At 37.8% G+C, this 22,627-nt stretch carries 20 protein-coding genes, 1 pseudogene and 1 riboswitch; of the genes and pseudogenes, 15 read left to right on the top strand and 6 right to left on the bottom strand.

Annotated features, from left to right (window positions below):
• Positions 1 to 21 precede the first annotated feature (21 nt).
• From OS138_RS08370 to OS138_RS08355, 4 genes are all read left to right on the top strand, one after another.
• Positions 22 to 339: a PTS lactose/cellobiose transporter subunit IIA gene (locus OS138_RS08370; RefSeq protein ID WP_002287579.1), complete on the top strand. Its 318-nt coding sequence runs from the start codon at positions 22 to 24 to the stop codon at positions 337 to 339.
• 28 nt (positions 340 to 367) lie between these two features.
• Positions 368 to 1,621 (top strand): PTS sugar transporter subunit IIC, encoded by a 1,254-nt coding sequence (locus OS138_RS08365; RefSeq protein WP_002287577.1) that lies wholly within the window; start codon positions 368 to 370, stop codon positions 1,619 to 1,621.
• Between the two features lie 127 nt (positions 1,622 to 1,748).
• Positions 1,749 to 2,144 (top strand): MmcQ/YjbR family DNA-binding protein, encoded by a 396-nt coding sequence (locus OS138_RS08360; protein WP_325069987.1) that lies wholly within the window; start codon positions 1,749 to 1,751, stop codon positions 2,142 to 2,144.
• A gap of 3 nt (positions 2,145 to 2,147) precedes the next feature.
• Complete coding sequence (locus OS138_RS08355; protein ID WP_002325903.1) at positions 2,148 to 2,612, top strand: GNAT family N-acetyltransferase; 465 nt, start codon at positions 2,148 to 2,150, stop codon at positions 2,610 to 2,612.
• 28 nt (positions 2,613 to 2,640) lie between these two features.
• Here the strand turns inward: OS138_RS08355 and OS138_RS08350 are convergent, their stop codons facing one another.
• From OS138_RS08350 to OS138_RS08335, 4 genes are all read right to left on the bottom strand, one after another.
• Entirely contained in the window at positions 2,641 to 2,961 is a 321-nt protein-coding gene (locus tag OS138_RS08350; protein WP_002325902.1) for a YrhK family protein, read from the bottom strand.
• Between the two features lie 30 nt (positions 2,962 to 2,991).
• Positions 2,992 to 4,125, bottom strand: coding sequence for an alcohol dehydrogenase catalytic domain-containing protein (locus tag OS138_RS08345; RefSeq protein ID WP_002299903.1), 1,134 nt, complete (start codon positions 4,123 to 4,125; stop codon positions 2,992 to 2,994).
• 770 nt (positions 4,126 to 4,895) lie between these two features.
• On the bottom strand, positions 4,896 to 6,590 hold the full coding sequence (locus tag OS138_RS08340) for an oleate hydratase (protein WP_002325900.1): 1,695 nt from the start codon (positions 6,588 to 6,590) through the stop codon (positions 4,896 to 4,898).
• Positions 6,591 to 6,646: 56 nt separating this feature from the next.
• The gene (locus OS138_RS08335) at positions 6,647 to 6,775 is read right to left on the bottom strand and encodes a hypothetical protein (RefSeq protein ID WP_002287569.1); all 129 of its coding nucleotides are present in this window, start codon (positions 6,773 to 6,775) and stop codon (positions 6,647 to 6,649) included.
• On the opposite strand from OS138_RS08335, the gene OS138_RS08330 reads away from it, so the two are divergent.
• The 3 genes from OS138_RS08330 to OS138_RS08320 all read left to right on the top strand — a co-directional run bounded on the left by OS138_RS08330 (position 6,774) and on the right by OS138_RS08320 (position 7,946).
• A complete protein-coding gene (locus tag OS138_RS08330) occupies positions 6,774 to 7,022 on the top strand; it encodes a hypothetical protein (RefSeq protein ID WP_025478763.1) in 249 nt (82 codons plus the stop codon). The two genes, OS138_RS08335 and OS138_RS08330, sit on opposite strands and share 2 nt — an antisense overlap.
• Before the next feature lie 196 nt (positions 7,023 to 7,218).
• Positions 7,219 to 7,584, top strand: a complete 366-nt coding sequence (locus OS138_RS08325; protein ID WP_002287567.1) for a DUF1622 domain-containing protein — start codon at positions 7,219 to 7,221, stop codon at positions 7,582 to 7,584.
• Positions 7,581 to 7,946 (top strand): DUF1622 domain-containing protein, encoded by a 366-nt coding sequence (locus tag OS138_RS08320; RefSeq protein WP_002307868.1) that lies wholly within the window; start codon positions 7,581 to 7,583, stop codon positions 7,944 to 7,946. The genes OS138_RS08325 and OS138_RS08320 overlap by 4 nt, the downstream gene beginning before the upstream one ends.
• A 91-nt stretch (positions 7,947 to 8,037) precedes the next feature.
• Here OS138_RS08320 and OS138_RS08315 read toward each other — a convergent pair whose 3' ends face one another.
• The gene (locus OS138_RS08315) at positions 8,038 to 9,465 is read right to left on the bottom strand and encodes a helix-turn-helix domain-containing protein (protein WP_002325899.1); all 1,428 of its coding nucleotides are present in this window, start codon (positions 9,463 to 9,465) and stop codon (positions 8,038 to 8,040) included.
• A gap of 469 nt (positions 9,466 to 9,934) precedes the next feature.
• On the opposite strand from OS138_RS08315, the gene tdc reads away from it, so the two are divergent.
• The 4 genes from tdc to OS138_RS08295 all read left to right on the top strand — a co-directional run bounded on the left by tdc (position 9,935) and on the right by OS138_RS08295 (position 17,516).
• Entirely contained in the window at positions 9,935 to 11,770 is a 1,836-nt protein-coding gene (tdc, locus tag OS138_RS08310; protein WP_002325898.1) for a tyrosine decarboxylase, read from the top strand.
• Between the two features lie 304 nt (positions 11,771 to 12,074).
• The gene (locus tag OS138_RS08305; RefSeq protein ID WP_002307870.1) at positions 12,075 to 13,553 is read left to right on the top strand and encodes an amino acid permease; all 1,479 of its coding nucleotides are present in this window, start codon (positions 12,075 to 12,077) and stop codon (positions 13,551 to 13,553) included.
• Positions 13,519 to 14,850: an amino acid permease gene (locus tag OS138_RS08300; protein ID WP_325069986.1), complete on the top strand. Its 1,332-nt coding sequence runs from the start codon at positions 13,519 to 13,521 to the stop codon at positions 14,848 to 14,850. Before OS138_RS08305 ends, OS138_RS08300 begins: the two co-directional genes overlap by 35 nt.
• Positions 14,851 to 14,963: 113 nt before the next feature.
• A complete protein-coding gene (locus tag OS138_RS08295) occupies positions 14,964 to 17,516 on the top strand; it encodes an HAD-IC family P-type ATPase (RefSeq protein WP_325069985.1) in 2,553 nt (850 codons plus the stop codon).
• 6 nt (positions 17,517 to 17,522) lie between these two features.
• Here the strand turns inward: OS138_RS08295 and OS138_RS08290 are convergent.
• A pseudogene (locus OS138_RS08290) lies at positions 17,523 to 18,587 on the bottom strand (helix-turn-helix domain-containing protein); the annotation flags it as partial.
• Between the two features lie 231 nt (positions 18,588 to 18,818).
• Positions 18,819 to 18,952: riboswitch (FMN riboswitch) on the top strand.
• 106 nt (positions 18,953 to 19,058) lie between these two features.
• Here OS138_RS08290 and ribD point away from each other — a divergent pair.
• Genes ribD through ribH form a run of 4 tightly spaced genes read left to right on the top strand, consistent with a single transcriptional unit; the run spans position 19,059 to position 22,389 of the window.
• The gene (ribD, locus tag OS138_RS08285; protein ID WP_325070001.1) at positions 19,059 to 20,132 is read left to right on the top strand and encodes a bifunctional diaminohydroxyphosphoribosylaminopyrimidine deaminase/5-amino-6-(5-phosphoribosylamino)uracil reductase RibD; all 1,074 of its coding nucleotides are present in this window, start codon (positions 19,059 to 19,061) and stop codon (positions 20,130 to 20,132) included.
• A complete protein-coding gene (ribE, locus tag OS138_RS08280; RefSeq protein ID WP_002331307.1) occupies positions 20,117 to 20,737 on the top strand; it encodes a riboflavin synthase in 621 nt (206 codons plus the stop codon). Before ribD ends, ribE begins: the two co-directional genes overlap by 16 nt.
• Positions 20,734 to 21,909, top strand: coding sequence for a bifunctional 3,4-dihydroxy-2-butanone-4-phosphate synthase/GTP cyclohydrolase II (locus tag OS138_RS08275; RefSeq protein WP_002331308.1), 1,176 nt, complete (start codon positions 20,734 to 20,736; stop codon positions 21,907 to 21,909). Before ribE ends, OS138_RS08275 begins: the two co-directional genes overlap by 4 nt.
• A gap of 18 nt (positions 21,910 to 21,927) precedes the next feature.
• The gene (gene ribH / locus OS138_RS08270; RefSeq protein ID WP_002331309.1) at positions 21,928 to 22,389 is read left to right on the top strand and encodes a 6,7-dimethyl-8-ribityllumazine synthase; all 462 of its coding nucleotides are present in this window, start codon (positions 21,928 to 21,930) and stop codon (positions 22,387 to 22,389) included.
• The last annotated feature ends 238 nt before the right edge of the window (positions 22,390 to 22,627 follow it).

Below are 22,627 nucleotides of genomic sequence, written 5' to 3'. Positions count from 1 at the left end.
AATTATCGGAGGATACAATAAATGGAAGATCAAAAAAATCTAGAAGCCATCATGGGTCTGATCATGTTTGGCGGAAATGCGAAAAGCGATGCAATGGAAGCGATTGCTGCTGCAAAAAAAGGTGATTTCACTTTAGCAGATGAAAAAATCAAAGATGCAGAGGAATCTTTAGTCCAGGCACATCACTCTCAAACAGAGATGCTGACACAAGAAGCACAAGGAAATCACGTTGAAGTCACGCTTTTGACGGTCCACAGTCAAGATCATCTGATGACATCCATAGCTTTTACAGATTTAGCAAAAGAGATCATTGATCTGTATCGTCGATTGAACGCGTAATCTACAGTAAAGAAAAGAGGGAAGATTTATGGATAAATTTGTTGCATTTATGGAGAAACATTTTATACCTGTAGCATCAAAAATTGGTGCACAACGGCATTTAGTTGCGATTCGGGACTCATTTATGGTGAGTATGCCGTTAATGATCTTAGGAGCATTAGCAGTAATGATCAATAACTTACCGATTCCCGGGTTCCAAGAATTGATGAACTCAATTTTTGGTGGTGAATCATGGAAAGGATTCGGGGCTGCTGCTTGGAACGGTACATTTGCCATTCTTTCTGTCTTGATTGCTTTCTTGCTTGCTTATCATTTAGCTAACGGCTACCGAAAAGACGGTGTTTCCGCAGGTGTGATTTCTTTAGGCTCTTTCTTCGCTTTAGGCGGAGCATTAGGTATGAGCTCAAACGGTTTGTTTATTGCTATTATTGTTGGGATTATTTCAACAGAAATCTTTGTACGTTTAAGCGGAAATGAAAAATTGATCATCAAAATGCCTGATGGTGTGCCACCGGCAGTTGCAAAAGCATTTGCTTCATTACTACCAGCAATGATCACTATCTCTGCGTTTGCTTTAGTTGCTGCAATTTTTGCTGCATTCGGTGTTGATGATATCGTAGGTTCTTTCTATACAGTGGTCCAAGAACCATTTATGGGACTTGCAAACTCTTATCCATCTGCCTTACTGCTTGCATTTATCACACCATTCTTATGGTTCTTTGGTTTACACGGAGCGAATATGGTCGATCCTTTGATGCAAACAATCAATGCGCCAGCCATTGAAGCAAACGTTAATGCAATCGCAGCTGGACATAGCGCACCGTTTATCGTGAACAAACCTTTCTTTGACAGCTTTGTCAACTTAGGAGGAACAGGTGCAACTTTAGGTTTACTGTTAGCTATTTATTTAGTAGGACGTAAAAACAAACCATATATGGTTGTAACAAACTTGTCGATTGCGCCAGGTGTCTTCAATATTAATGAACCAACGATGTTTGGGTTACCTATCGTGTTGAACCCGATCATGTTCATTCCATTTATTTTGACACCAATGGTCTTAGTTAGTGTTGCTTACTTTGCGACTTCTACAGGTTTAGTGCCAGCAGCTACCGTTATGCCTCCATGGGTAACTCCACCAATTATTGGCGGTGTATTGGCAACAAAAAGTATTGCAGGTGGTGTACTAGCCGCTGTCAATTTGGTTCTTTCTATTTTGATCTATCTACCGTTCGTCAAGGTAGCTACGATCCAAGAAAGAAGAAAAGAAGCTTTAGATGCTTGATTAATCAAAAAACGGAGAACAAGTGATTGTTTTCCGTTTTTTTTTACATCACTATTGTTGTCATTGCTAATTTTCATAAAGACTTGTATAATTTTTGTAAACGTTTTATTTCAGTCGGAGGTGACATATGAATACAGCAGATATTCAAAAAAGGATCGAACTATTCCAATCATACGGTAATCCTTTGCCTGGGGCAAGTGTATATTTTCGTGAGGATTGGGGCACGCTTTACTTTGATTTAGCAGGCAAGCAGTTTGGAATGATGAGTCAAGAAGCAGAGGAAGAAGCATTGATCACATTAAAGCACTTTCCTGAAAAAAATGAAGAATTACGAACGATGTATCCTGAAACCATTATCCCCGGTTATTATGCAAATAAGAAACATTGGAATTCGATCCTGTTAGCAAAAGAGGAAGTATCAGACGAGGAAATCCAGAAAATGATCCTCATTTCTTACGAATTGGTTCTAGCCACTTTTTCTAAAAAGAAACAAGAGAAAATCAAAAACTTAGCGGAGGTTTAAACATTGGTTACATATAACTGGATCAAATTAAGAGAACACCCAGAATTAGTAAAACAAAGTGCGAAGTGGTTTTCATCAAAATGGGGAGTTCCTGCTGTTGTGTATGAGGAAAGTATTCGTGCTGGAATCGCTAATAAGGAAAGTATTCCTCAATGGTATGTGGTCTTAGATGAAAAAGAAACCATCGTCGGAGGAGCGGGCGTCATTGAAAACGACTTCCATAACCGCCCTGATTTGACACCAAATCTTTGTGCCCTGTTTGTTGAACCGGAAAAGCGTAAGCAGGGGATAGCCAAGCGGATATTAGCGGAAATCAGAAAAGAAATGCATCAACTTGGGTACGAAAAACTTTACTTAATTACAGATCATACCACGTTTTATGAACGATACGAGTGGACATTTTTGACAATGGTCAAGGAAGAAAGTGGGACGACCGCTCGTCTGTATCAAAGTGATACGATAGGGTGAAAAAAGAGGCATGAGATTTTTTCAAATCTCATGCCTCTTTTTTTTTGCTTGTTCTCTTCATTGCTTTTTTTTCGTCGTAAATAAAAATGTTCCTTACGATTCTGAGAATAGGACGAATCGTCAAGAAAATAGCACCAGCCAAATAAAAATAGGTGCCATATCGATTGGGGATTTTAGTTAAGGAAGCAAGGCTTCCAAAAATATAGAAAATCCCGGTTAATAAATCGACAGCCAGTGAGATCAATGTGTAACGATTTTGGAAATAGAAGCGGAAGCGACGTCCTCGTATTTCGATATCTTCTTCTTTTCCTATTTCGATCTCATGGGTATTTCGTTTGATTTTGGGCATAAAGAAAATCACCTGTATTTTTTACTGAATTCAAGGTTTCAAAACAACTTTTATATTTTTATCTTCTTTTTTGTCAAAGATCTCATATGCTTGTGCTGCTTCTGATAGTGGCAGCGAATGAGTAATGATTTGTGTAGGATCGAATAGTCCTTCTGCAATCATTTCGTAAATTTTTGGCATTAGATGGATAATTGGTGCCTGTCCATGCTTGACAGCGATATCCCTCATAAAAAATTCTTGCAGCGGGTAAGAAGAAGCTGGAGTCATATAAACACCAGTTACTTGGACTGTTCCGAATTTTTTGACAGCTTGCGATGCCATCTGTAATGGAGAGATTGTGCCGCTTTGTAAGCTTACTAAATTTTTCGCTTTTTCTTTGACAGGCTCTAATCCGTCCATTCCTACACAATCGATAATGACATCTGCGCCACCTTTAGCCAGTTCATACAATTCCGTTCCAGCTTGTGCCGTGTCTTCTAAGAAATAAGTTTCCACCCCATTGTAATTAGCCGCTTTATCTAGACGGTGCTGTACTGGATCTACTGCGATCACGCGCTCTGCTCCAGCCATAACAGCGAATTTTTGAGCGAATAGACCGACTGGACCAGAACCTAGAATCACAACTGTATCGCCTTTTTTTACTCCTGCGTTTTCAACGCTCCAATAAGCTGTGGGCAAAATATCTGATAGAAATAAAACTTTTTCATCAGGAAGATCATTATCTGGTACAACAAATGAAGTAGAGTCTGCATAAGGAACTCTTAGATATTCCGCTTGACCACCCCAATGATTACCGTTCAACTTGCCAAATCCGAAAAGCCCGCCATATAACTGATCTGGATTTGATTCATCACATTGGCTTTCCATGTGATTCAGGCAGAAATGACAATGACCGCAACTAATATTAAAAGGGATAACCACACGTTGCCCTTTTTTCAATGTTTGAACTTGAGATCCCACTTCTTCAACGATTCCCATTGGTTCGTGTCCTACAACATACCCTTTTTCCAAAACTGCTTCACCATGATGGTAAAGATGCAGATCGGAGCCGCAAATGGCTGTTGCTGTGATACGGATGATTGCATCTGTTGGTTCTAATATTTTTGGATCATCTACGTTTCTGATTTCCATTTTCTGTTTTCCTTGCCAAGTTACTGCTTTCATTGGAGATGCTCCTTTCAGATTCATAAAATTGTCTGCATTATTAGTACTACAGATAATTTCATTTTAAAGGAGATCTTACCTTTTTGATAATGAAACGCTTTTTTTCTTAAATGAAACATTCTATAGTCTTATGTATTTGTGTTCGGAGAGGTGAGTTTCCGACTTTTTAGTGTAATGGTAATCATTGAAATAGTGGTATCCGTTAGATGATGTTGGATTGGCAAGAGAGTAAACGTTGAAAAAATGGTTGTTTTCAAAAAGAAACAGACATAAATAAAAAGAGGTTATGACAGAAGGGATCAGTTTCTCGGTATTAAGTCAAATTTATGCAAAACGTGAGGAACCATTTTCACAAAATTTTTCTTCATACTCGAAACTAAACGACTTTTTCATAACCTCTTGGTAAACGGTATTCAAAAGCTTGCATCTGCGGTAATAAGTCCAACCAAGTCAAAAACATAAGAAGTTGTTTTAGCTTGGCTGTTCTTATTACTTGATGCAGGGCAGCTTTTTCACAACCTCTTGGTAAACGGTGTTCAAAAGCTTGCATCTGCGGTAATAAGTCCAACCAAGTCAAAAACATAAGAAGCAGTTTTAGCTTGGCTGTTCTTATTACTTGATGCAGGGCAGCTTTTTCACAACCTCTTGGTACATAGTGTTCAATCAGCTGTCCTTCGATATTAACTCAAAAAACGGCAAAATATGAAGAGCTATTTTGCCGTTTTTTCCTCTAATACTCAGGTCAGGAAGCTGATTTCACAACCTCTTGATTATTCAAACATTTTTTTTGCGGCACGAGCTAGAGTAGGAATATCTTTGTCGTAACGTGGTGTTTTGACAAGACGGGACATAGGGATACCCGCAAAATGGAAAGCAGCGATTTCTCCAGAACGTACAGCACTTTGTTCAGTAAAGATCATCTGATAAGGCTGCTCGACAAATTCTCCTGTAAAGGCCAGATTGGTCGAATGTTTAGGAATGACTTTTGGTCGATCGCTTTTGGCACGATTATTGAACAACGCGGAAGCATAAGGCATATAGACAGGGATATTATTTATTACGCTGTCGAAAATTTCTGTTTCTTTTTCACGAATATTCACTGGTCCAGGATCTACTTTTGAAAGTTGTCCGATCAGTTCTTCTAGCATTTCTTTTCCATTCATTTTAATATACTGTTTATCCACAAATTCGCCACGTCGTCTTGGATAAAGGAAATAACCCCAAATAACTGTTTCATTTGGTTTCTGAGACGTAAAATGCGGTTGATGATGCACGACGATAGACATATTGACATCTTTTTGGCCTAACGGCGTGATCGGTGTGGTTGAAATAAATGAATTCAAGGCATTTCCTGGTTCTTGAGTCGTGATACGGGTGATTTCATTCAACAACAAATGGTTTTTCGTCGTCAGGGTAAAGCTGACCCATTCGCTTGCATCTCGATCAGCAAAGAATTTGTCGGGATTTCCTAAGTTATAGAAACGTTCGCTGGCTTTTTTCCAGAGACTAGAAGCTGCACCATAATCCATATTTTCTACAGCTGGTGTTTCGTAATCTCCTAAAGTAGCTGAATCTGTAATGGACCCATTAGTGAAAATAACTGCTGTATCTTCATCGACCACAACGTATTCTTCTTCTTGAGTCAGTGTATTGGTCATTTTCAAACCAGTCACAGTGATTTCATCTTGCATCGGTGTTTCTTTGAATTCCCAGTCAGTGACACGGCGGTTCAAAATGATTTTGCATCCTTGTTCTTTCAAGTACTCGATCAAAGGAAGCATAATACTTTCGTATTGATTGTAACGTGTTCGATTGACGCCCACTAGATGTTCGATTTGAGTGAATTCATAAATCATTTGATGCATATAGCGACGCAATTCTTGAGCAGAACTACGTGTTCTGAAAGCAAATGTTGTTTCCCACATAAACCAGAAGTTTGTTTCAAAAAAGTGTGGATCATCTTTGAAATATTCTTCGATAGTGATATTGTCTAGTTTTTCTTCTTCTGAATCAGGCATAGCAATCAGTTTAGTCAGAAGAATACGGTCTTTATTATTGAATCCCAGTTTTCCGCCATCAATGATTCCTTTGCCACCTTCCATCAAACGTGCTTTGTCAAAGGTTCGGTGTTTTGCATCAAAATCTCTCGTATCTTCTTCAGCAGTCATCCCTGGCTCAGTAACAGAAGGTATTCGACTTAACAGATCCATCAAATCTACATAGGTACGGTAATTAAGCATGCGACCGCCTCGAGCAATATAGCCTTTTTGGTTTTCTAATGGATGGTTTTTATTCCAATATTCATCCACTACAGTGTCGGTCGGTGCACCATCATTTGAACCGTGATCATCCAATGAATAAAAGGTGATCTGATCCCCTTTCCATTTGCCTTCTTGAATCAAATAAACAGCCGCTGCCATATTGGCAATACCGGCACCAATCATTATTGCTTTACTTTTTCTCATTGTGATTCCTCCAATGTCTTCCAAGTATGTCCGTAGTGATTCAACTAAATAGGATGCTAGATTGATTCGAATTCATCATATAAATGACTGTCATCTTCGAATAGCCCTGTCTTTTTTCCTAGATATGCAGCGCCAAGGGCAAGCAAACCTAAACCGATGCCGACTTTGATTAATTTTTTACTCATGAAAAACGCCTCCTTGTTTTCTCTTTCTATATCCAAGGATAGTTCGTTTTTATTAGAATGCCAAATGATAGGACGAGAAGAAAAAGGAAATTTTGACAAAAAAGAAGAAGTGTCTGATTTTCCTGTAAATAAAAATAGGGTAGGTAAGAAGAAAAGATTTGAGGAGGTGTATGGTTCTATTTTGAGAAATTTGGGTACAAAAAAAGCACCGAGACAGTGCTTATTTGAAAAGCTGATGACGGACTAAGCCTTATTTTAACTTGCTACGTTGTTTTGGATACTTCCACGATTTATGGATGGGGGGAGAAAAATGGGAGAGTGAAAAGAAAAAGAAAAATTTAAGCGAACCGTTATCATTAGAACAACTTTTAAATAGACGAACAAGGTAACTTTCTTTTACAATAAAAGAATAGGAACAAATTAAAAGAAAGTAGGTAGCGTATATGTTTCGCTCAAATTTAATTGAATTTCTAGAATGGATCATTGCTATTTTAAATATTTGTTCTATCGGTATCTTAATTGTCGGGATCGTTCTTGTTCTATTCAAACTTTTTGATTGGTCTCATGTCAAGAAAAACTATGCAGAACGTAATACTCGTAATGCAGATACAAGAAAACTGCTAGCAAGTTATATTTTGTTAAGCTTGGAAGTACTAGTCGTTGCTGATATCATCGAGTCAGTTATCAAGCCGACTTGGACAGATATTTTGAAGCTTGCACTTATTATTATCATTCGAACAGTCATTTCTTATTTCTTGAATCAGGAAATAGAAGACAAAGAAAAACAAAGAAGAGGAGAGGTAGGATGACGACAGAGTTGATGCAGTTTCTTCTTCCATATTTTGAAAAACTTGTACTGGGACTTGATATCTTTGCTATCTGTTTATTGGTTTGGGGTGTTTGTCTATCAATCAAGGATTTTTTGAAATATTTATTTGTCCATACAAAAGTGCAAAACGACCGAGTCAGCGAGAACAATGCTATTAAAAAGATGTTGGGAGGCTATATACTTCTAAGCTTGGAAATTCTTGTTTCAGCTGGGATCATCGAATCGATTATCAAACCTACCTTGCAGGATATTTTCCAACTAGCGGCGTTGGTAGTTATCCGAACCATCATTTCTTATTTTTTAAATAAAGAGATCGGACCCGTAGATGTCCAAAATAAGTGAGGTTGTGAGCCTGACGTGTATCAAGAGATTGTTACAGAAATGGGCATCTTCAACAAATAAGAGGCTGTGACATGATTTTTGTCACAGCCCCTTATTTGTTTTGCACAGCTGAAATGATAGCTCGATCGATCGTATTGATCGAAATAGGAATAATATTTTCATATTGGACCGCATCTGGTGTATATAATGTACGTTCACATAATACCCGGTTTGAGGACTGCTGCGCATACTTCTTTATATCAGATATACTTGAATAAATTGTTGGTGCAACTTGAAAATCGAAAGTAGTTACAGCTTCCAAGGCTTCCCGATAAATCAGATAATGAACATCCGAATTTGTGACGATATAGATAGTCAGATGTTCTTTTGTCAGACGGAGAATTCCGCTCAATTCGATCACAAAAGCCCGCATGCAATTAGGATTCAACCGTAGATCATAAGGTAACTGGCTGGACCAGCTGGAAAAAATTGTCTGGACTTCTTTATATAAATTTGTCTGTTCCTCATTTAAAAGATAAAATTTTTCTGGCATGAATAATTGATAGTTATCCCAAGCCGAACGCATCAGATGAATCAGCGCACGTTCGAATGGTTGGTTTCCGAATAATTCTTGATTGAAGTGAGATTCAAAGGTAGCAACTAGTTCTTTTATTTCGGGAGTATTGTCAATAAACACTTGGTGTAGCTGTTGAAAGTCTTCCGCAATCAACTGATAAGAATGGAAACCATAATTACAAAGATTGAATAGTGTCAAAATAAAGGCGAATTCTTCTTTTTTATAATAGGTTTGGAAATCAGTGTTTTCCCATGCTGATTCGACATAATTGTAAATAGGACGTTTTTTGATTTCTTCGATAAATTTTGAATCTATTGTCACAGCACACACTTGCTGGCGTAGGAAACTGATAGCAAAACCAATCGATAAGATTTCTTTATTTTCTTTATCATAAAATCTGCCACTATTTTCCGTTACGGATTCAATGAAACGATCGGCACGTTCAAAAAACGATTCAGGTAGCTCCCAAGAATTAAAACCGCCTAAACGATACGACACATTAAGAAGCAGCAGACGTCTTTCCATTTCAGTGAGTCGAGGGGAGTAGCGGTCGATTTCGATCCCGCAGTCATTAAAATAAGCTAATACTTGTTTTTTTAATGAATAAGCTTTGCTGACAGAGATGAATTCACATTCAGTTAATTGAAGATAATCAGGTTCATCTTCTTCCAAATAAAGCAGACAAGTTTTTAAAAACAATGAATTTTGAGACAATTGCTGCATGATCTTGCATCGAGGTATATGTTCTGAGAAATATAAAGTGTAACGGTCCTTTTCCCGATGTGTATAAGCGATCTGTTCTTCAAATTCTTTTTTTATGTTATTGATATCATTGAGCAAAGTGGTTTTGCAAACATGCAGGAGATCGGAGAGCTTTTCTAGATTGACTTCTTTATTTACATAGAATTGCCCACATAAAAACAGCTGTCTTAAAATATTTTTCTCAATATATTCTTCAATCATAGTAGAGCCTCCGCCTTGTATTTTTTTTGCACAATATGGGAAATATTATGACATGTTTTCTTTTTGAAATCATCAGTTAATTTCTGAAAAAATATATAAATGCCGTTAAAAAAGGTTTTTTATGTTATAAAATTTGGAAAACAGATAATTCTATTAAAAAATAAATTGTGAATTTTTAACAATGTAAAAAAATAAAAATATGTTTAGTGAATGAAAGACAGTTATTTTATTTGTTTGTTCGCTTTTTTTAGGTTATCTATTTTAGAACACTGATTTATTGAAAAATTGTTCGCTTTTTTGCGTTGAATTATCAGAAAAATCCGACTTTATTTATTTTTGTTTGTAAAAATCTACGTGGATTTGATGTTATAAAAAAAATTTCTCATTTTTGGCGCTATAGTGAAGAGGTGTTACAGATAAACACATGTATCTGCGAGACATTGACCAACAAAATATGGAGGGAAGAAAAATGAAAGATATGGATATCAAGGCCGTCTTTATAGGCGACAAAGCTGAAAATGGACCAGTTTATAAAATGTTGTTGAACAAGATGGTAGATGAACATCTTGGATGGAGAGAAAATTATATTCCTTCAGATATGCCTGCAATTAGCGAAGGAGATAAGCTCACTCCAGATTATCTAGCCACCCGCGACCATATGATAGAGGTCTTGGATGAAGTCAGTCAGCGATTACGCGCAGGATCGATCCCATGGCATTCAGCAGGCCGTTACTGGGGACAAATGAATGCTGAAACATTGATGCCTGCTTTATTAGCTTACAACTATGCGATGCTGTGGAACCCAAATAATGTTGCATTGGAATCTTCTATGGCAACTTCGCAAATGGAAGCAGAAGTAGGACAGGATTTTGCTTCATTATTCAATATGACAGACGGATGGGGACACATTGCAGCAGATGGCTCTATTGCTAATCTTGAAGGATTATGGTACGCCCGCTGCATCAAATCGATTCCTTTAGCTGTCAAGGAAGTGCTGCCTGAAAAAGTGAAAAAAATGTCTGAGTGGGAACTTTTGAATTTATCTGTTGAAGAAATTTTGGAAATGACCGAAAGCTTTACGGACGAAGAAATGGATGAGGTCAAAGCAGCTTCTTCCCGTAGCGGAAAAAATATCCAAAGATTAGGGAAATGGCTGGTCCCTCAAACAAAACACTATTCTTGGATGAAGGCGTTAGATATTTGCGGAGTCGGCTTAGATCAGATGGTTGCTATCCCAGTTCAAGAGGATTATCGAATGGATATTAATGCTTTGGAAAAAACAATTCGTGAATTAGCTGAACAAAAAATCCCAATTCTAGGTGTGGTTGCTGTCGTAGGAACGACAGAAGAAGGTCAAGTAGACAGTGTAGATAAAATTGTCCAATTAAGAGAAAGGTTAAAAGATGAAGGTATCTATTTCTATTTACATGTTGATGCCGCATATGGCGGCTATGCGCGTTCACTGTTTCTAAACGAAGCAGGAGAATTTGTGCCGTATGCTTCCTTAGCTGAATTCTTTGAAGAACATCATGTTTTCCACCACTGCGTAACGATTGACAAAGAGGTATATGAAGGGTTCAGAGCTATTTCAGAAGCGGATTCTGTCACGATAGATCCTCATAAGATGGGCTATGTCCCTTATGCTGCTGGAGGAATCGTAATCAAACATAAAAATATGAGAAATATCATTTCTTATTTCGCGCCATATGTGTTTGAAAAATCAGTAAAGGCTCCAGATATGTTAGGAGCTTATATTTTGGAAGGATCAAAAGCTGGAGCGACCGCCGCCGCAGTCTGGACAGCACATCGTGTATTGCCATTGAATGTGACCGGATACGGTCAATTGATTGGGGCTTCAATCGAGGCAGCTCAAAGATTCAGAGAATTTCTCGATCATCTGACTTTTACTGTTAAAGGAAAAACAATCGAAGTCTATCCATTGAATCATCCTGATTTTAATATGGTCAATTGGGTATTCAAAGAACAAGGCTGTACAGATTTGAACACTATCAATGAATTAAATGAAAAAATGTTCGATCGGTCTTCTTATATGGATGGCGATGTTTATGGTGAACGGTTTATTACTTCTCATACTACATTTACACAAGAAGATTACGGTGATTCTCCGATTCGTTTTATTGAAAGAATGGGTCTAACGAAAGAAGAATGGCAAAAAGAACAGCAAATTACTCTGCTACGTGCGGCTATCATGACTCCTTATTTGAATGATGATCGAATTTTCAATTTTTATACAAAAGAAATCGCCAAAGCAATGGAAAAGAAACTAAACGAAATCATCCAATAGAACTGATTTTTGTGTGAAAGAATAACAAGAGACATATGGAGAACAGACAATTATTTGCTTCATCAAAACAATTGTATTTCCCCCTGTTTTTCATATATTCCTCTCCAAGATATTCTTTTTTATAAAACGTTCTATAAGTTGGATCGTTCGTTTCATGTATCAAACCCAGTTCACTAAGATCGTTCAATGGATGTTTCGGTGATACTGGGTTTTGTACTGAATCGATGAAACCTAGTCATTTCTGTTCTTGAACAAAAATAAAAGAAAACAAAAACATATGTCGCTATTGAAAGAAGGAATAAAGATGAAAGATACTGGTTCATCAAAGCAAATCACGACCATGACCTTTATCGGAATGACCTGCGCCCTTGTAGCAAGTGTACGAAATATTCCAGATGTAGCAGCAACGAGCTGGACGATGATTTTTTACATGCTGGTTGCAGTATTATTGTACGCTTTTCCAATCTCATTAATCTCTGGTGAATTTGCCGGAATGTTTCCCCAAAAAGGTGGTCCAGAACTTTGGGTATCGAATGCTCTAGGAAAAAAATGGGGATTCGTTGTCTCATGGCTGTTATGGGTCCAAATGTTTCCTGGGATGGTGATGGTCGCTTCAGCACTCGCTCCGTTGTTTGGTAATATTATCGATAATGTGCCGCTTGGTTTGAACAGCAAATTTACATTAGTTGTTATTTTAGTCGTTTATTGGATCATCACTTTTTTGAATTTGAAATTTGATATGGCAAAAATCGGCGGAAAAGTCGGTGTTTGGTTAGGATTGTACGTGCCTTTGACGATGATGCTCTTATTAGGGTTTGCTGCGTGGATCAAAGTTGGGATCGTACCAACCGGAACATTAGGCAGTTTTTCATGGGACAAATTAATACCAGATACTACGACTGCATCCTCATTTGTTTATTTTGCGCCGATCATGTTTATTTTTACTGGTATCGAAATGTCCTCTGTGTATATCACTCGGTTGAAAAATCCAGTTAAAACGTATATTCGCGGAGTATTTGCCGCGTTAATTTTTATATTTTTCGTCAATATTTTGAATGCTTTAGTTGTAGCAAATGTCGTACCAAAAGGACAAATGGAATTGAATAATATCGCGCAATCTATTTCGATTTATTGCCAAATTCTTGGTTTGCCACATCTTATTGTGAATCTGTTTAGTTTACTTGTCTTCATTGGTGTAGCAGTCCAATTATCTGCTTGGGCCTCAGGACCAGCAAAGACAGTGACAGAAAGTGCTAGAAAAGGTGCGTATCCACCAAAATTCAATTTTTGGAAGACGAATCAATTTGACGTATCCAAATCCGTTATTTTGACTCAGTCTGTCATTATCTCAATCTTTGCACTTTTTTATTTGCTGATTCCTGGCGTCAATCAAGCATTTTTGATGCTCGTAAATTCAACTACTGTTATCTACTGTATCGTCTATGTCATCATGGGGATCGCAGTTTTGAGATTGCGTTATACACATGCAAAGTTGAATCGACCATTTAGAATTGGAAAAAAAGAGAAAAAGAGCAATCTTGGAGTTTGGACTGTCGTTATTGTTTTATTTGCGGCAATCGGATTTTCTGTCGGACTGACGATGAAAGCTGGAACATGGATCAATCTAATTGCAGTCACAGCCATCAGTGTCATTTTGTTTGTAGTACCACTCTGTATTGAAAAAATAAAGAAACCTTCTTGGGAACAGGAAGTCGCCATGCTGCTTGAAAAAGAAAAAGGTGAACTTGATGGAAAAACCGGCAATGAAACGGACTCTAACTAATCGAAATATCCAGTTAATCGCATTAGGTGGCGCAATTGGAACAGGATTATTTTTAGGTTCAGCAAAGGCAATTGCATCAGCAGGGCCAGCTGTTATTCTCGTTTATTTGATATGCGGTTTGGCTATTTATGGTTTGATGCGGGCCATGGGTGATTTATTTTTAGCAAATAGTACATTTAACTCTATCAGTGATTTCGTTGACTATTATTTAGGCAAAAAGTGGGCATTTTTTGTCAATTGGACTTATTGGCTTTGCTGGCTTGGAGCTGGACTTGCGGAATTAACAGCAATAGGATTGTATATCCATTTCTGGTTTGTACATGTACCAGCTTTGATAAGCGGAGGTAGCGCACTAATGATCTTAATGGCAGTCAACCTTGTTGCAGTCAAGTGGTTTGGTGAATTGGAATCTTTTTTCTCAATCATCAAGATCTTGGGGATTTTCCTTTTTATCTTATTGGGTATAGGATTGAGTGTCTCAGATTTTCATACCCAGTCTATCGGAATCAAAGAAAATTTTGGACAGATCGATGAATTACTACCGTTTGGCTTTGCTGGAATGGTAGTCTCATTTCCTATGGTTTTATTCAGTTTTGCTGGAATTGAAATGATCGGCTTAACCGTTGGCGAGACAAGTGATCCGCAAAAGAATTTGAAAAAAGCAATCAACTGTCTGCCTTGGCGTATTCTCTTTTTCTATATAGGAACGATTTTGTCGATTTTATTTGTTGTTCCATGGCATTGTTTAGATTTAAAAGAAAGTCCTTTAGTGACTATGCTGCAAGTGATCCATTGCCAAGGCGGAGCAGCAATTGTCAATCTAATGATTTTGGTTGCTTCTTTGTCCTCAGCAAATAGTGCAGTCTACAGTACTAGCAGGATTTTATATCAAACAGCAAAAGAGAAAAGTTTGCCCCATTGGTTTTGTGCGCTTTCTAAGAAAGGCGTACCTTTACACGGTATTTTAATTACAGGAATGTTATTTTTTGCCGGTCTTTGTCTACATTTTTTTGTCGCTGATAGTCGATTGTTTTTTCAGCTTTTGGCAGGCATGACAACGAGTTGTTTTCTATTTGTGTGGTCTTCGATCTTGTGTGCACATGTTCAATTTATTAAAGAAAAGAAACGGAACACTACACAAAGATATAAAGATCTTGCTTTGTTGGTGTTTTTTGCTTCAATTGCTTTCAGCTTGTTATTCGAAAGCACGACACGCTTTATTCCTTTTTTATTGGTTATCTGGTTTGTATTCTTAAATTTTGTATATAAAAGAATAAGCAATAGAAATATCAGTTAGGCCCAGATACATTCTGCAAAACGAATTATTTCAGACCCCCCTGAAATAATCGATACGCCTGAAAAAACTTCCCTGCGTATAATAACAGTATCAATTAAACAGGAGGGGATAGGATGAACTGGTACAGATTGACGGTAGAAGATGTATTGAAAAACTATCAAACATCAACAGAAGGCTTGTCGCAAGAAGAACGACAGAAACGCCTGACTGATCAAGGATATAATGAAATAAAAGCAAGGCAGCAGACAAAACGATGGAAAAAAATAGCAAAGCACTTTACTGATCTGCTGATGATCGTGTTGATCATTGCCTCTTTTTTGAAATTTGCTTCTAGTGAATATATTGAAGGAAGTATTATTTTATTCGTAGTGATCGTCAATGGACTCGTTAGTTACTGGCAAGAAAGAAAAGCGGAAGAATCATTGAATGGTTTGAAGCAGCTGATGGGACAAGAAGCGATAGTACTATCAAACGGGATGCAAGAAAAAATCCCTGCGAAAGAACTGGTAAAAGGAGATGTCATTGTCTTACGTGCCGGAGATGTCGTTCCAGCAGATATCCGATTAATCGAAGCACATGATTTATTAGTGGAAGAATCGATTTTGACGGGAGAATCAGAAGCATCTGAAAAAAGTCATGCCGTTTTGACAGAAGAAGAATCGATCGGCGACCAGAAAAATATGGCTTTTTCAGGAACGCTTGTACAATCTGGTTCTGCAGTCGGTGTCGTTGTAGAAACAGGAAACACGACAGAAATCGGTAAAATCAATCAAGCATTGCAATCGGTCGAACAACAAACGACGCCTCTGATTAAAAAAATCAACCGATTAAACAAACAAATTTTTCAAGGCATTCTTTGTTTGAGCCTATTCTTAGTTATTTTTACGACATTTCGATATGGTATGGATTGGCATATCCTTCTTTCGGCTATGATTGCTTTGGTGGTGTCAATGGTACCCGAAGGATTGCCAGCTGTTTTGACCATGATCCTATCCGTTGGAGTACATGAAATGGCAAAAGAAAAGGCGATCATCAAAGGACTTCCTTCGGTAGAAACATTAGGTTCTATGACAGTGATCTGTTCAGATAAGACAGGGACATTGACAAAAAATGAAATGACAGTTGTGGATGTAGCTGCAAAAGAAGAAGCCTGCGTGTTGTCCATTATGAAAAACTGTCAGGAATTAAAAACAAAAGAAGAACAGAAATCAGAAAATTTAAGTGGCAATCCGACAGAAGTTGCGCTGATTCGACACACAGAAACAGCCAATCTGCCTTTGAAAAAAATAGAAGCAAAGATTCCGTTCAGTTCTGAATACAAATATATGGCAACGATGCATGCGGAGGAAAAAGGAGCGGTGATTTACGTCAAAGGTGCACCAGAAGTATTATTTGCTAAATCAACTCTTTCTTCTGCAGAACAAGAAGCATGGAGTCAGACAGCTGCAGAATTTGCGAGAAAAGGTCAGCGTGTTTTAGGATTTGCTTATAAAAAAGTAGATTCGAAACAGGAACTCACGCATGAGACTTTAACCCAATTAACTTTTGCAGGGATCGCCGGATTGATCGATCCGCCAAAAGAAAGTGCAGTCAAAGCTGTAAAGGAATGTCAACAAGCAGGGATCTCAGTGAAAATGATTACAGGGGATCACAAAGACACAGCAAAAGCGATTGCGGAACAAATTGGCTTAAAACATACTGCCAAAGTTTTAGAAGGGATCGATTTGGATCTTATGTCTGATGAAGAGTTGATTCAGCAAGTGCCAATAGTCGATGTCTTTGCTCGAACGACGCCAGAACATAAACTGCGAATTGTTAAAGCTTTGCAGAAAAATGGAGAAATCGTTGGAATGACCGGAGACGGCGTGAATGATGCACCTGCTTTGAAAAGATCCGATGTAGGAATTGCTATGGGAATCAAAGGTAGTGAAGTAAGCAAACAGGCAGCTGATATGGTTTTAGGAGATGATAATTTCCATACGATTGCAAAAGCCGTAAAAGAGGGCCGGCGGATTTTGGATAATTTGCAAAAAACCATCAATTTCTTCTTGCCAACTGCATTAGCTCAAGGATTGATCTTGATTTGGGCACTTATGCTGAATCGCCCGCTACCTTTGTCCCCAGTACAGATTTTATGGGTCAATATGGTAACGACAATCACTTTATCTTATGCACTAGGGTTCGAGTCGCCAGATCCAGAAATCATGAAGCGCCCACCAAGAGATCCAAAGCAAGGAATCCTATCAGGTTATCATTTGTTTCGGATCATCTATGTCTCCCTACTGATCATGGTTCCTGCCTATTTATTGGCTATGCAGTTTGAAGGGCAAAGCTTACAGCAAACCATTCTTCTACAAAATATCGTCTTAGCTCAAGCTGTTTACATGATCAATTGCAGAGAGTTGTCCAAGCCGTCATTGAACCAGGGCCTTTTGCAAAACAAAGCGCTTTTTCTTTCATTAGGTATCCTTGCTTTATTGCAAGGGATGGTTATTTTTCTACCAGTCGGCCAGCAGCTGATCGGTACAGTAAGTTTAACGATGACACAACAGTTATTGATTGGGGCAAATGTGATTCTTCTATTCTTAGTTGTAGAAATAGAAAAAGGGATCATGAATAAACTGTTTCGCAAAAAAGAAAAAACAGCTAGAGAATACAGTCGCTAGCCGTTACTATAAAAAAGTTTTGAAAGTGAGTTCAGTCAAACGATTGAGCTCATTTTTCGTAGGAATAGAAGAAATGTATACGATAGGGATATCTAGAGAATCCAGCGGGAAATTGGAAATCAAGATATCTGTTTTTTCGAAAGAAATAGTGGAAAGATCGGTTAGTTCGATAGGTAAGAAGCAGACACGTTTTCCCAAGTAATCTTTTAATTCCTGCTGCAAGAATGCCTTCCATGAAGGTTCTCCTTGGAAAATAAAATAGACATTGAACAAATTCGGTTTGATAGAAAAAATCGTTTGTTGGATCAGTAAGGACAAGAGTTGAAGGAAGAAATTCGGTTCATTGATTTCCATTTCTTTTTTTAGATCGTTCAGTAATTTTTCTTTCTGCTGATACAAGTGTACATATTGCTGATCATATGTTTCTAAAAAACGATGGTATTGACGGTCCAATGCTTCAATCAGTATCGGCGATTCATGATATTTTAATACGAGGAGAGCCAAGTTATCAGTCAGAGACGTTTTTTTTAGCTGATCAAGAGACAGCTCTGAAGCTAGTTCCTCTACAAACGTTTCGAGGCGTTCGAAAAATGGAGAATGATGCAGGCAGCGAGCGGTTTCTTGTCCATAGTTATTGTTGTAATTCCAACTTTCCAGAAAGCAGAAAGAAGCAAAAGAAAGCTCAGTGTCTTTGAGATAAATACCTTCCGTTAAATACAATTTTTTCAATGCAGAGTCATACAGGGAGGAGAGTGTACTGTTGATATGGATAGAAGAATCTAATCGGCAATTCGCTTTTATACGGATCGTATTGATAAAGAACCAACATGTTCCAAAAATCTCTTCTGTTTCAACCGCTAGCTCCGTTCGATTTATTGTTTTTAAAAATTGAAAATAATGGGATTCATGAATCGAATAATCTTCGAAAAAATAGTTGTTATGAGTAAAAGGAATCAGCAGTCGATGATAGAAAGTGCGAATCGCACGCTCTTTCCCAAGAATAGAAGCGGTATATTTCGTCAAATCGATCTGCAAGTCGTAACTTGCTAAACGCTGATTGATTTTTAGCACAAACTATAAATACGTAACCACCATGAAAATCACTCAAAAACAACTGAGTGATTTTTTTCAGTTCTCATTAAAAACATAGTGTACAGAAAAATCAGCATTTTCTGTACACGTTATTCTTAGTCTATTCATACGATTAACATTAATTAAATGCTGACGTTCACACCACCTTTTATTTCTATGTTTTTTAGGTTGACACATTTGAGCTTTAAGAATATACTCTAAGCGAATTGAATATTTCTTCGGGGCAGGGTGTAATTCCCGACCGACGGTGACGAGTTTACTCGAAGTCCGTGACCCACATTTTTGTGGTTGAGCCAGTGAGAATCTGGCACCGACAGTTAAAGTCTGGATGGGAGAAGAAAAGTCGACTGAAGGTCGGTTTTATTTATTAAAATCGATTACCTTTAGTTTTGTTTAGTTATGCCCTGTGATTAATTTCACAGGGCTTTTTTGTTGAAAGGGGGAATTTATATGCACCAGTCTTTCATGCTAGCTGCGATTGAAGAAGCAAAAAAAGGAAAGGGAAATACCTTTACCAATCCATTAGTTGGAGCAGCAATTGTAAAAGAAGAAAAGCTAATCTCACTAGGTGCACATTTACATTATGGCGAGTCCCACGCTGAAGTAAATGCTATTCAAAATTGTGATTCCCCCGAAGAACTGTTTAATTCAACTTTATATGTTACTTTAGAACCTTGTAACCACCAAGGAAAACAGCCACCCTGTACGCAAGCCATTGTTCAGTCTGGTATCAAGACTGTAGTCATAGGCCAGCTTGACCCGAATCCTTTAGTAGCAGGAAAAGGCGGAGAATTTCTACAAAAGCATGGAATCAAAGTAATTGTAGGTATAGAAGAAGAGCAATGTAGAGCACTGAATCCTTTTTATAACCATTTTTTTGAAAAGGATCGTCCCTACATCACGCTAAAACAAGCCGTTACACTAGATGGGAAGATTTCTATAAAGAAAGGTTCTCGGTACTCAATAACAGGACCAGAGGCAATCTCAAGAGTACGGAAAGAGCGAGGAGAATATCAAGGAATCGTGGTGGGGAGTGAAACCGTTCTAGTTGATGACCCTTGTTTGTTACCTGATGTCGAAACTATTTTCCCGCCAACGCGCATCGTTTTGGATCGTAGAGGGCGGATTCTTAAAAGTCCTGAACTCAATCTTTTTCAAACGACAACAAGTCCAGTTTGGATATTTACGGAAAACCATGAGCTAAAGGAATTATTCCCCCATGTAACAATTTTTTATACACCTAAGTTTTCTTTTGCCTTCTTTATTGAGACCATGAGAAAGAAAGGTGTTCAGTCGTTGTACGTAGAAGGGGGAGCGAAAATCCATGATGCTTTTTTAGCAGAAAATCTTTGGGACGAAGCCATCAGTTACATTGCGCCCAAACTTTTTGGTGGAAAAAGTCCGATGTCCTTTCATAGTGAACGTTTAGTTTCTAAAGACCAGCAATTAGAATGTTTGGAAGTTGAACAGCTTGGAGAAGACATTCGAGTTAGGGGGAAACGAAAGCAATGTTCACAGGATTAATAGCCGAACAAGGAACAGTCAAAGAAATTAGACGAAACCAGCAAATGATCCAACTCACTTTCCAAGTTTCAAGCAGTATACTAAGTGATTACAAGATTGGTGATAGTATGGCAGTCAATGGGGTATGTTTAACTGCTATTGAGGTTTCAAGAACATTTTTTAAAGCTGAAATAATGCCTGAAACTTTTAAACGTACCACTTTCTCCACTGTAAAAGTTGGCGATAGAGTAAATTTAGAACGAGCAGTTTTGATGACACAACGTTTTGAAGGACATTTTGTTTCGGGACATATTGATACTGTCACAAGGTTGATTAAGAAAATAGAGAATCAAAATGCATTGGTTTTGACGTTTGCTTACCCAACCAAATATGCAGGTGAAATCATTCCACAAGGATCAATTGCAATTAATGGAGTAAGTTTAACAGTTACGGAAACGACAACAGCAAGCTTTTCGGTTAGTCTGATTCCACATTCCAAATCCTTGACAAATCTGGGGAATTTAGGTGTAGGGCATCTTGTGAATATAGAAACGGATATCGTTGGAAAATATGTAAAGGCACAGAGAAATAAATTTGAAATGTATAAGGAGAAGGACTTACTATGAGTAATATTACTGAAGCAATACAAACGCTGAAAAAGGGTGGGCTAATTATTGTAGCTGATGATGATGACAGAGAATCAGAAGGAGATCTGATTGGTTTAGCCGAATATGTGACACCTGAGGCGGTTAATTTTATGACAAAGTTTGGTCGAGGATTAATCTGTGCGCCAATATCTAAGAACATTGCGCAACGCTTATCTTTAGGAGAAATGACAGCTCATAATACTGATGCGTTTGGTACAGCTTTTACGATTAGTGTGGATCATAAACATACGAATACTGGTATTTCCGCATTTGATCGAGCAACTTCCATTCAAGCATTGGCTGATCCTCATTCGAAATCAAATGATTTTCTTAGACCAGGACATATTTTCCCTTTGATTAGTGTAGATGGCGGAACGCTTGTACGTCGAGGGCACACTGAAGCTGCGATTGATTTAGCTAAATTAGCTAATAGTGTAGAGGCTGCTTATATTTGCGAGATCTTAAAAGAGGATGGAACGATGGCAAGGATGCAAGATCTGACCCGTTTATCTGAAAAATGGCAATTACCCTTAATTACCATTGATGAGTTGGTAAATTTTTTAGAAGAAAGTAGTCATATAACAGTAAATTTACCGACAGATTATGGTGATTTCAAATTGACTATTTATGAAGACGGAGAAAAACGGGAGCATTTATTGTTAACAAAAGGAGATATTCAAAATGGTCAATCTCCTACATTAGTCCGAGTTCATTCAGAATGTTTAACCGGTGATGTCTTCGGGTCTCATCGTTGCGATTGTGGTGAACAGTTACATGAAGCGATGAGAATGATCGAGGAAGAGGGAACTGGGGCTATTCTTTATCTTCGTCAAGAAGGTCGTGGGATCGGATTGAGGAATAAGTTAAAAGCTTATCAATTGCAAGAACAAGGATTTGATACTTATGAAGCAAATATTGAATTAGGCTTTGCTCCGGATGAACGGGATTATCACTTTGCAGCAGATATTTTAAAATCAATTGGCGCAACGTCCATTCGATTACTTACAAACAATCCCGATAAAGTGGCAGAGTTACAACAGGATGGAATTACGATTGTCGAAAGGGTACCAATCGAAACCGTTCCGCAAAAAGAAAACCAAGCTTATTTAAAAACAAAAAGAGATAAGTTCCACCACTACTTATCAGTATAAAAATAAAGGAGCAAGAAAATGACAATTTATGAAGGAAATTATTCTCCAAAAGGTCTTCGAATAGGAATTGTAGTCGCGCGATTTAATGAATTCATCAATCAAAAATTATTACAAGGAGCATTGGATAATTTAAAAAGACATGGTGTTAAAGAAGAACAAATTGATATTTATTGGGTACCAGGAGCTTTTGAAATTCCTTTTATTACCAAAAAACTCAGCAAAAAGGATAGTTATGATGGGTTGATTACGTTGGGGACAGTGATCAGAGGCGCGACTACTCATTATGAATTGGTTTCCAATGAGGTAGCAAAAGGAGTCGCACATATTAACCTAGAATCCAATATTCCCGTGATGTTCGGTGTATTAACCACAGAATCCATTGAGCAAGCAATTGAAAGAGCAGGGACGAAAGCAGGGAATAAAGGTAGTGAAGCTGCTCAAGGGTTAATTGAGATGATCTCTCTTTCACAAAAAATTTAAGAATTATTAATTCTTTGAATATAATCTGTAATATTTTGCCATTTAAAAAGAAAAGTGACAATTAATAGAGACAATCGGCTCTTCTGAGGTTGTGGCAAGACTTTTGTCATAGCCCAGAAGAGTCGATTGTCTTTTTGTTCTAGAACATTTTTTTAACATTCATTTATTAATTGCAGATTTCCTTATGTTTATTTGCTGTAATTAGGTCAGTCTTCTATACTTGATTACATAGTCATAC

This window comes from Enterococcus sp. E5-37, assembly GCF_035726925.1.
Lineage (GTDB): Bacteria > Bacillota > Bacilli > Lactobacillales > Enterococcaceae > Enterococcus_B > Enterococcus_B faecium.
The sequence above is the reverse complement of the archived record's forward strand: the minus strand, read 5'-3'. Positions and strand labels throughout refer to the sequence as shown.

Excerpts from the sequence above, each read along its gene's own strand:
- OS138_RS08295 (WP_325069985.1), top strand. The coding sequence starts at position 14,964 with ATGAACTGGTACAGATTGACGGTAGAAGATGTATTGAAAAACTATCAA.
- OS138_RS08320 (WP_002307868.1), top strand. The coding sequence starts at position 7,581 with ATGACGACAGAGTTGATGCAGTTTCTTCTTCCATATTTTGAAAAACTT.
- ribH (WP_002331309.1), top strand. The coding sequence starts at position 21,928 with ATGACAATTTATGAAGGAAATTATTCTCCAAAAGGTCTTCGAATAGGA.
- OS138_RS08370 (WP_002287579.1), top strand. The coding sequence starts at position 22 with ATGGAAGATCAAAAAAATCTAGAAGCCATCATGGGTCTGATCATGTTT.
- OS138_RS08365 (WP_002287577.1), top strand. The coding sequence starts at position 368 with ATGGATAAATTTGTTGCATTTATGGAGAAACATTTTATACCTGTAGCA.
- ribE (WP_002331307.1), top strand. The coding sequence starts at position 20,117 with ATGTTCACAGGATTAATAGCCGAACAAGGAACAGTCAAAGAAATTAGA.
- OS138_RS08360 (WP_325069987.1), top strand. The coding sequence starts at position 1,749 with ATGAATACAGCAGATATTCAAAAAAGGATCGAACTATTCCAATCATAC.
- OS138_RS08275 (WP_002331308.1), top strand. The coding sequence starts at position 20,734 with ATGAGTAATATTACTGAAGCAATACAAACGCTGAAAAAGGGTGGGCTA.
- tdc (WP_002325898.1), top strand. The coding sequence starts at position 9,935 with ATGAAAGATATGGATATCAAGGCCGTCTTTATAGGCGACAAAGCTGAA.
- OS138_RS08300 (WP_325069986.1), top strand. The coding sequence starts at position 13,519 with ATGGAAAAACCGGCAATGAAACGGACTCTAACTAATCGAAATATCCAG.
- OS138_RS08315 (WP_002325899.1), bottom strand. The coding sequence starts at position 9,465 with ATGATTGAAGAATATATTGAGAAAAATATTTTAAGACAGCTGTTTTTA.
- OS138_RS08350 (WP_002325902.1), bottom strand. The coding sequence starts at position 2,961 with ATGCCCAAAATCAAACGAAATACCCATGAGATCGAAATAGGAAAAGAA.
- OS138_RS08305 (WP_002307870.1), top strand. The coding sequence starts at position 12,075 with ATGAAAGATACTGGTTCATCAAAGCAAATCACGACCATGACCTTTATC.
- OS138_RS08330 (WP_025478763.1), top strand. The coding sequence starts at position 6,774 with ATGAAAAACGCCTCCTTGTTTTCTCTTTCTATATCCAAGGATAGTTCG.
- OS138_RS08345 (WP_002299903.1), bottom strand. The coding sequence starts at position 4,125 with ATGAAAGCAGTAACTTGGCAAGGAAAACAGAAAATGGAAATCAGAAAC.
- OS138_RS08335 (WP_002287569.1), bottom strand. The coding sequence starts at position 6,775 with ATGAGTAAAAAATTAATCAAAGTCGGCATCGGTTTAGGTTTGCTTGCC.
- OS138_RS08340 (WP_002325900.1), bottom strand. The coding sequence starts at position 6,590 with ATGAGAAAAAGTAAAGCAATAATGATTGGTGCCGGTATTGCCAATATG.
- OS138_RS08325 (WP_002287567.1), top strand. The coding sequence starts at position 7,219 with ATGTTTCGCTCAAATTTAATTGAATTTCTAGAATGGATCATTGCTATT.
- ribD (WP_325070001.1), top strand. The coding sequence starts at position 19,059 with ATGCACCAGTCTTTCATGCTAGCTGCGATTGAAGAAGCAAAAAAAGGA.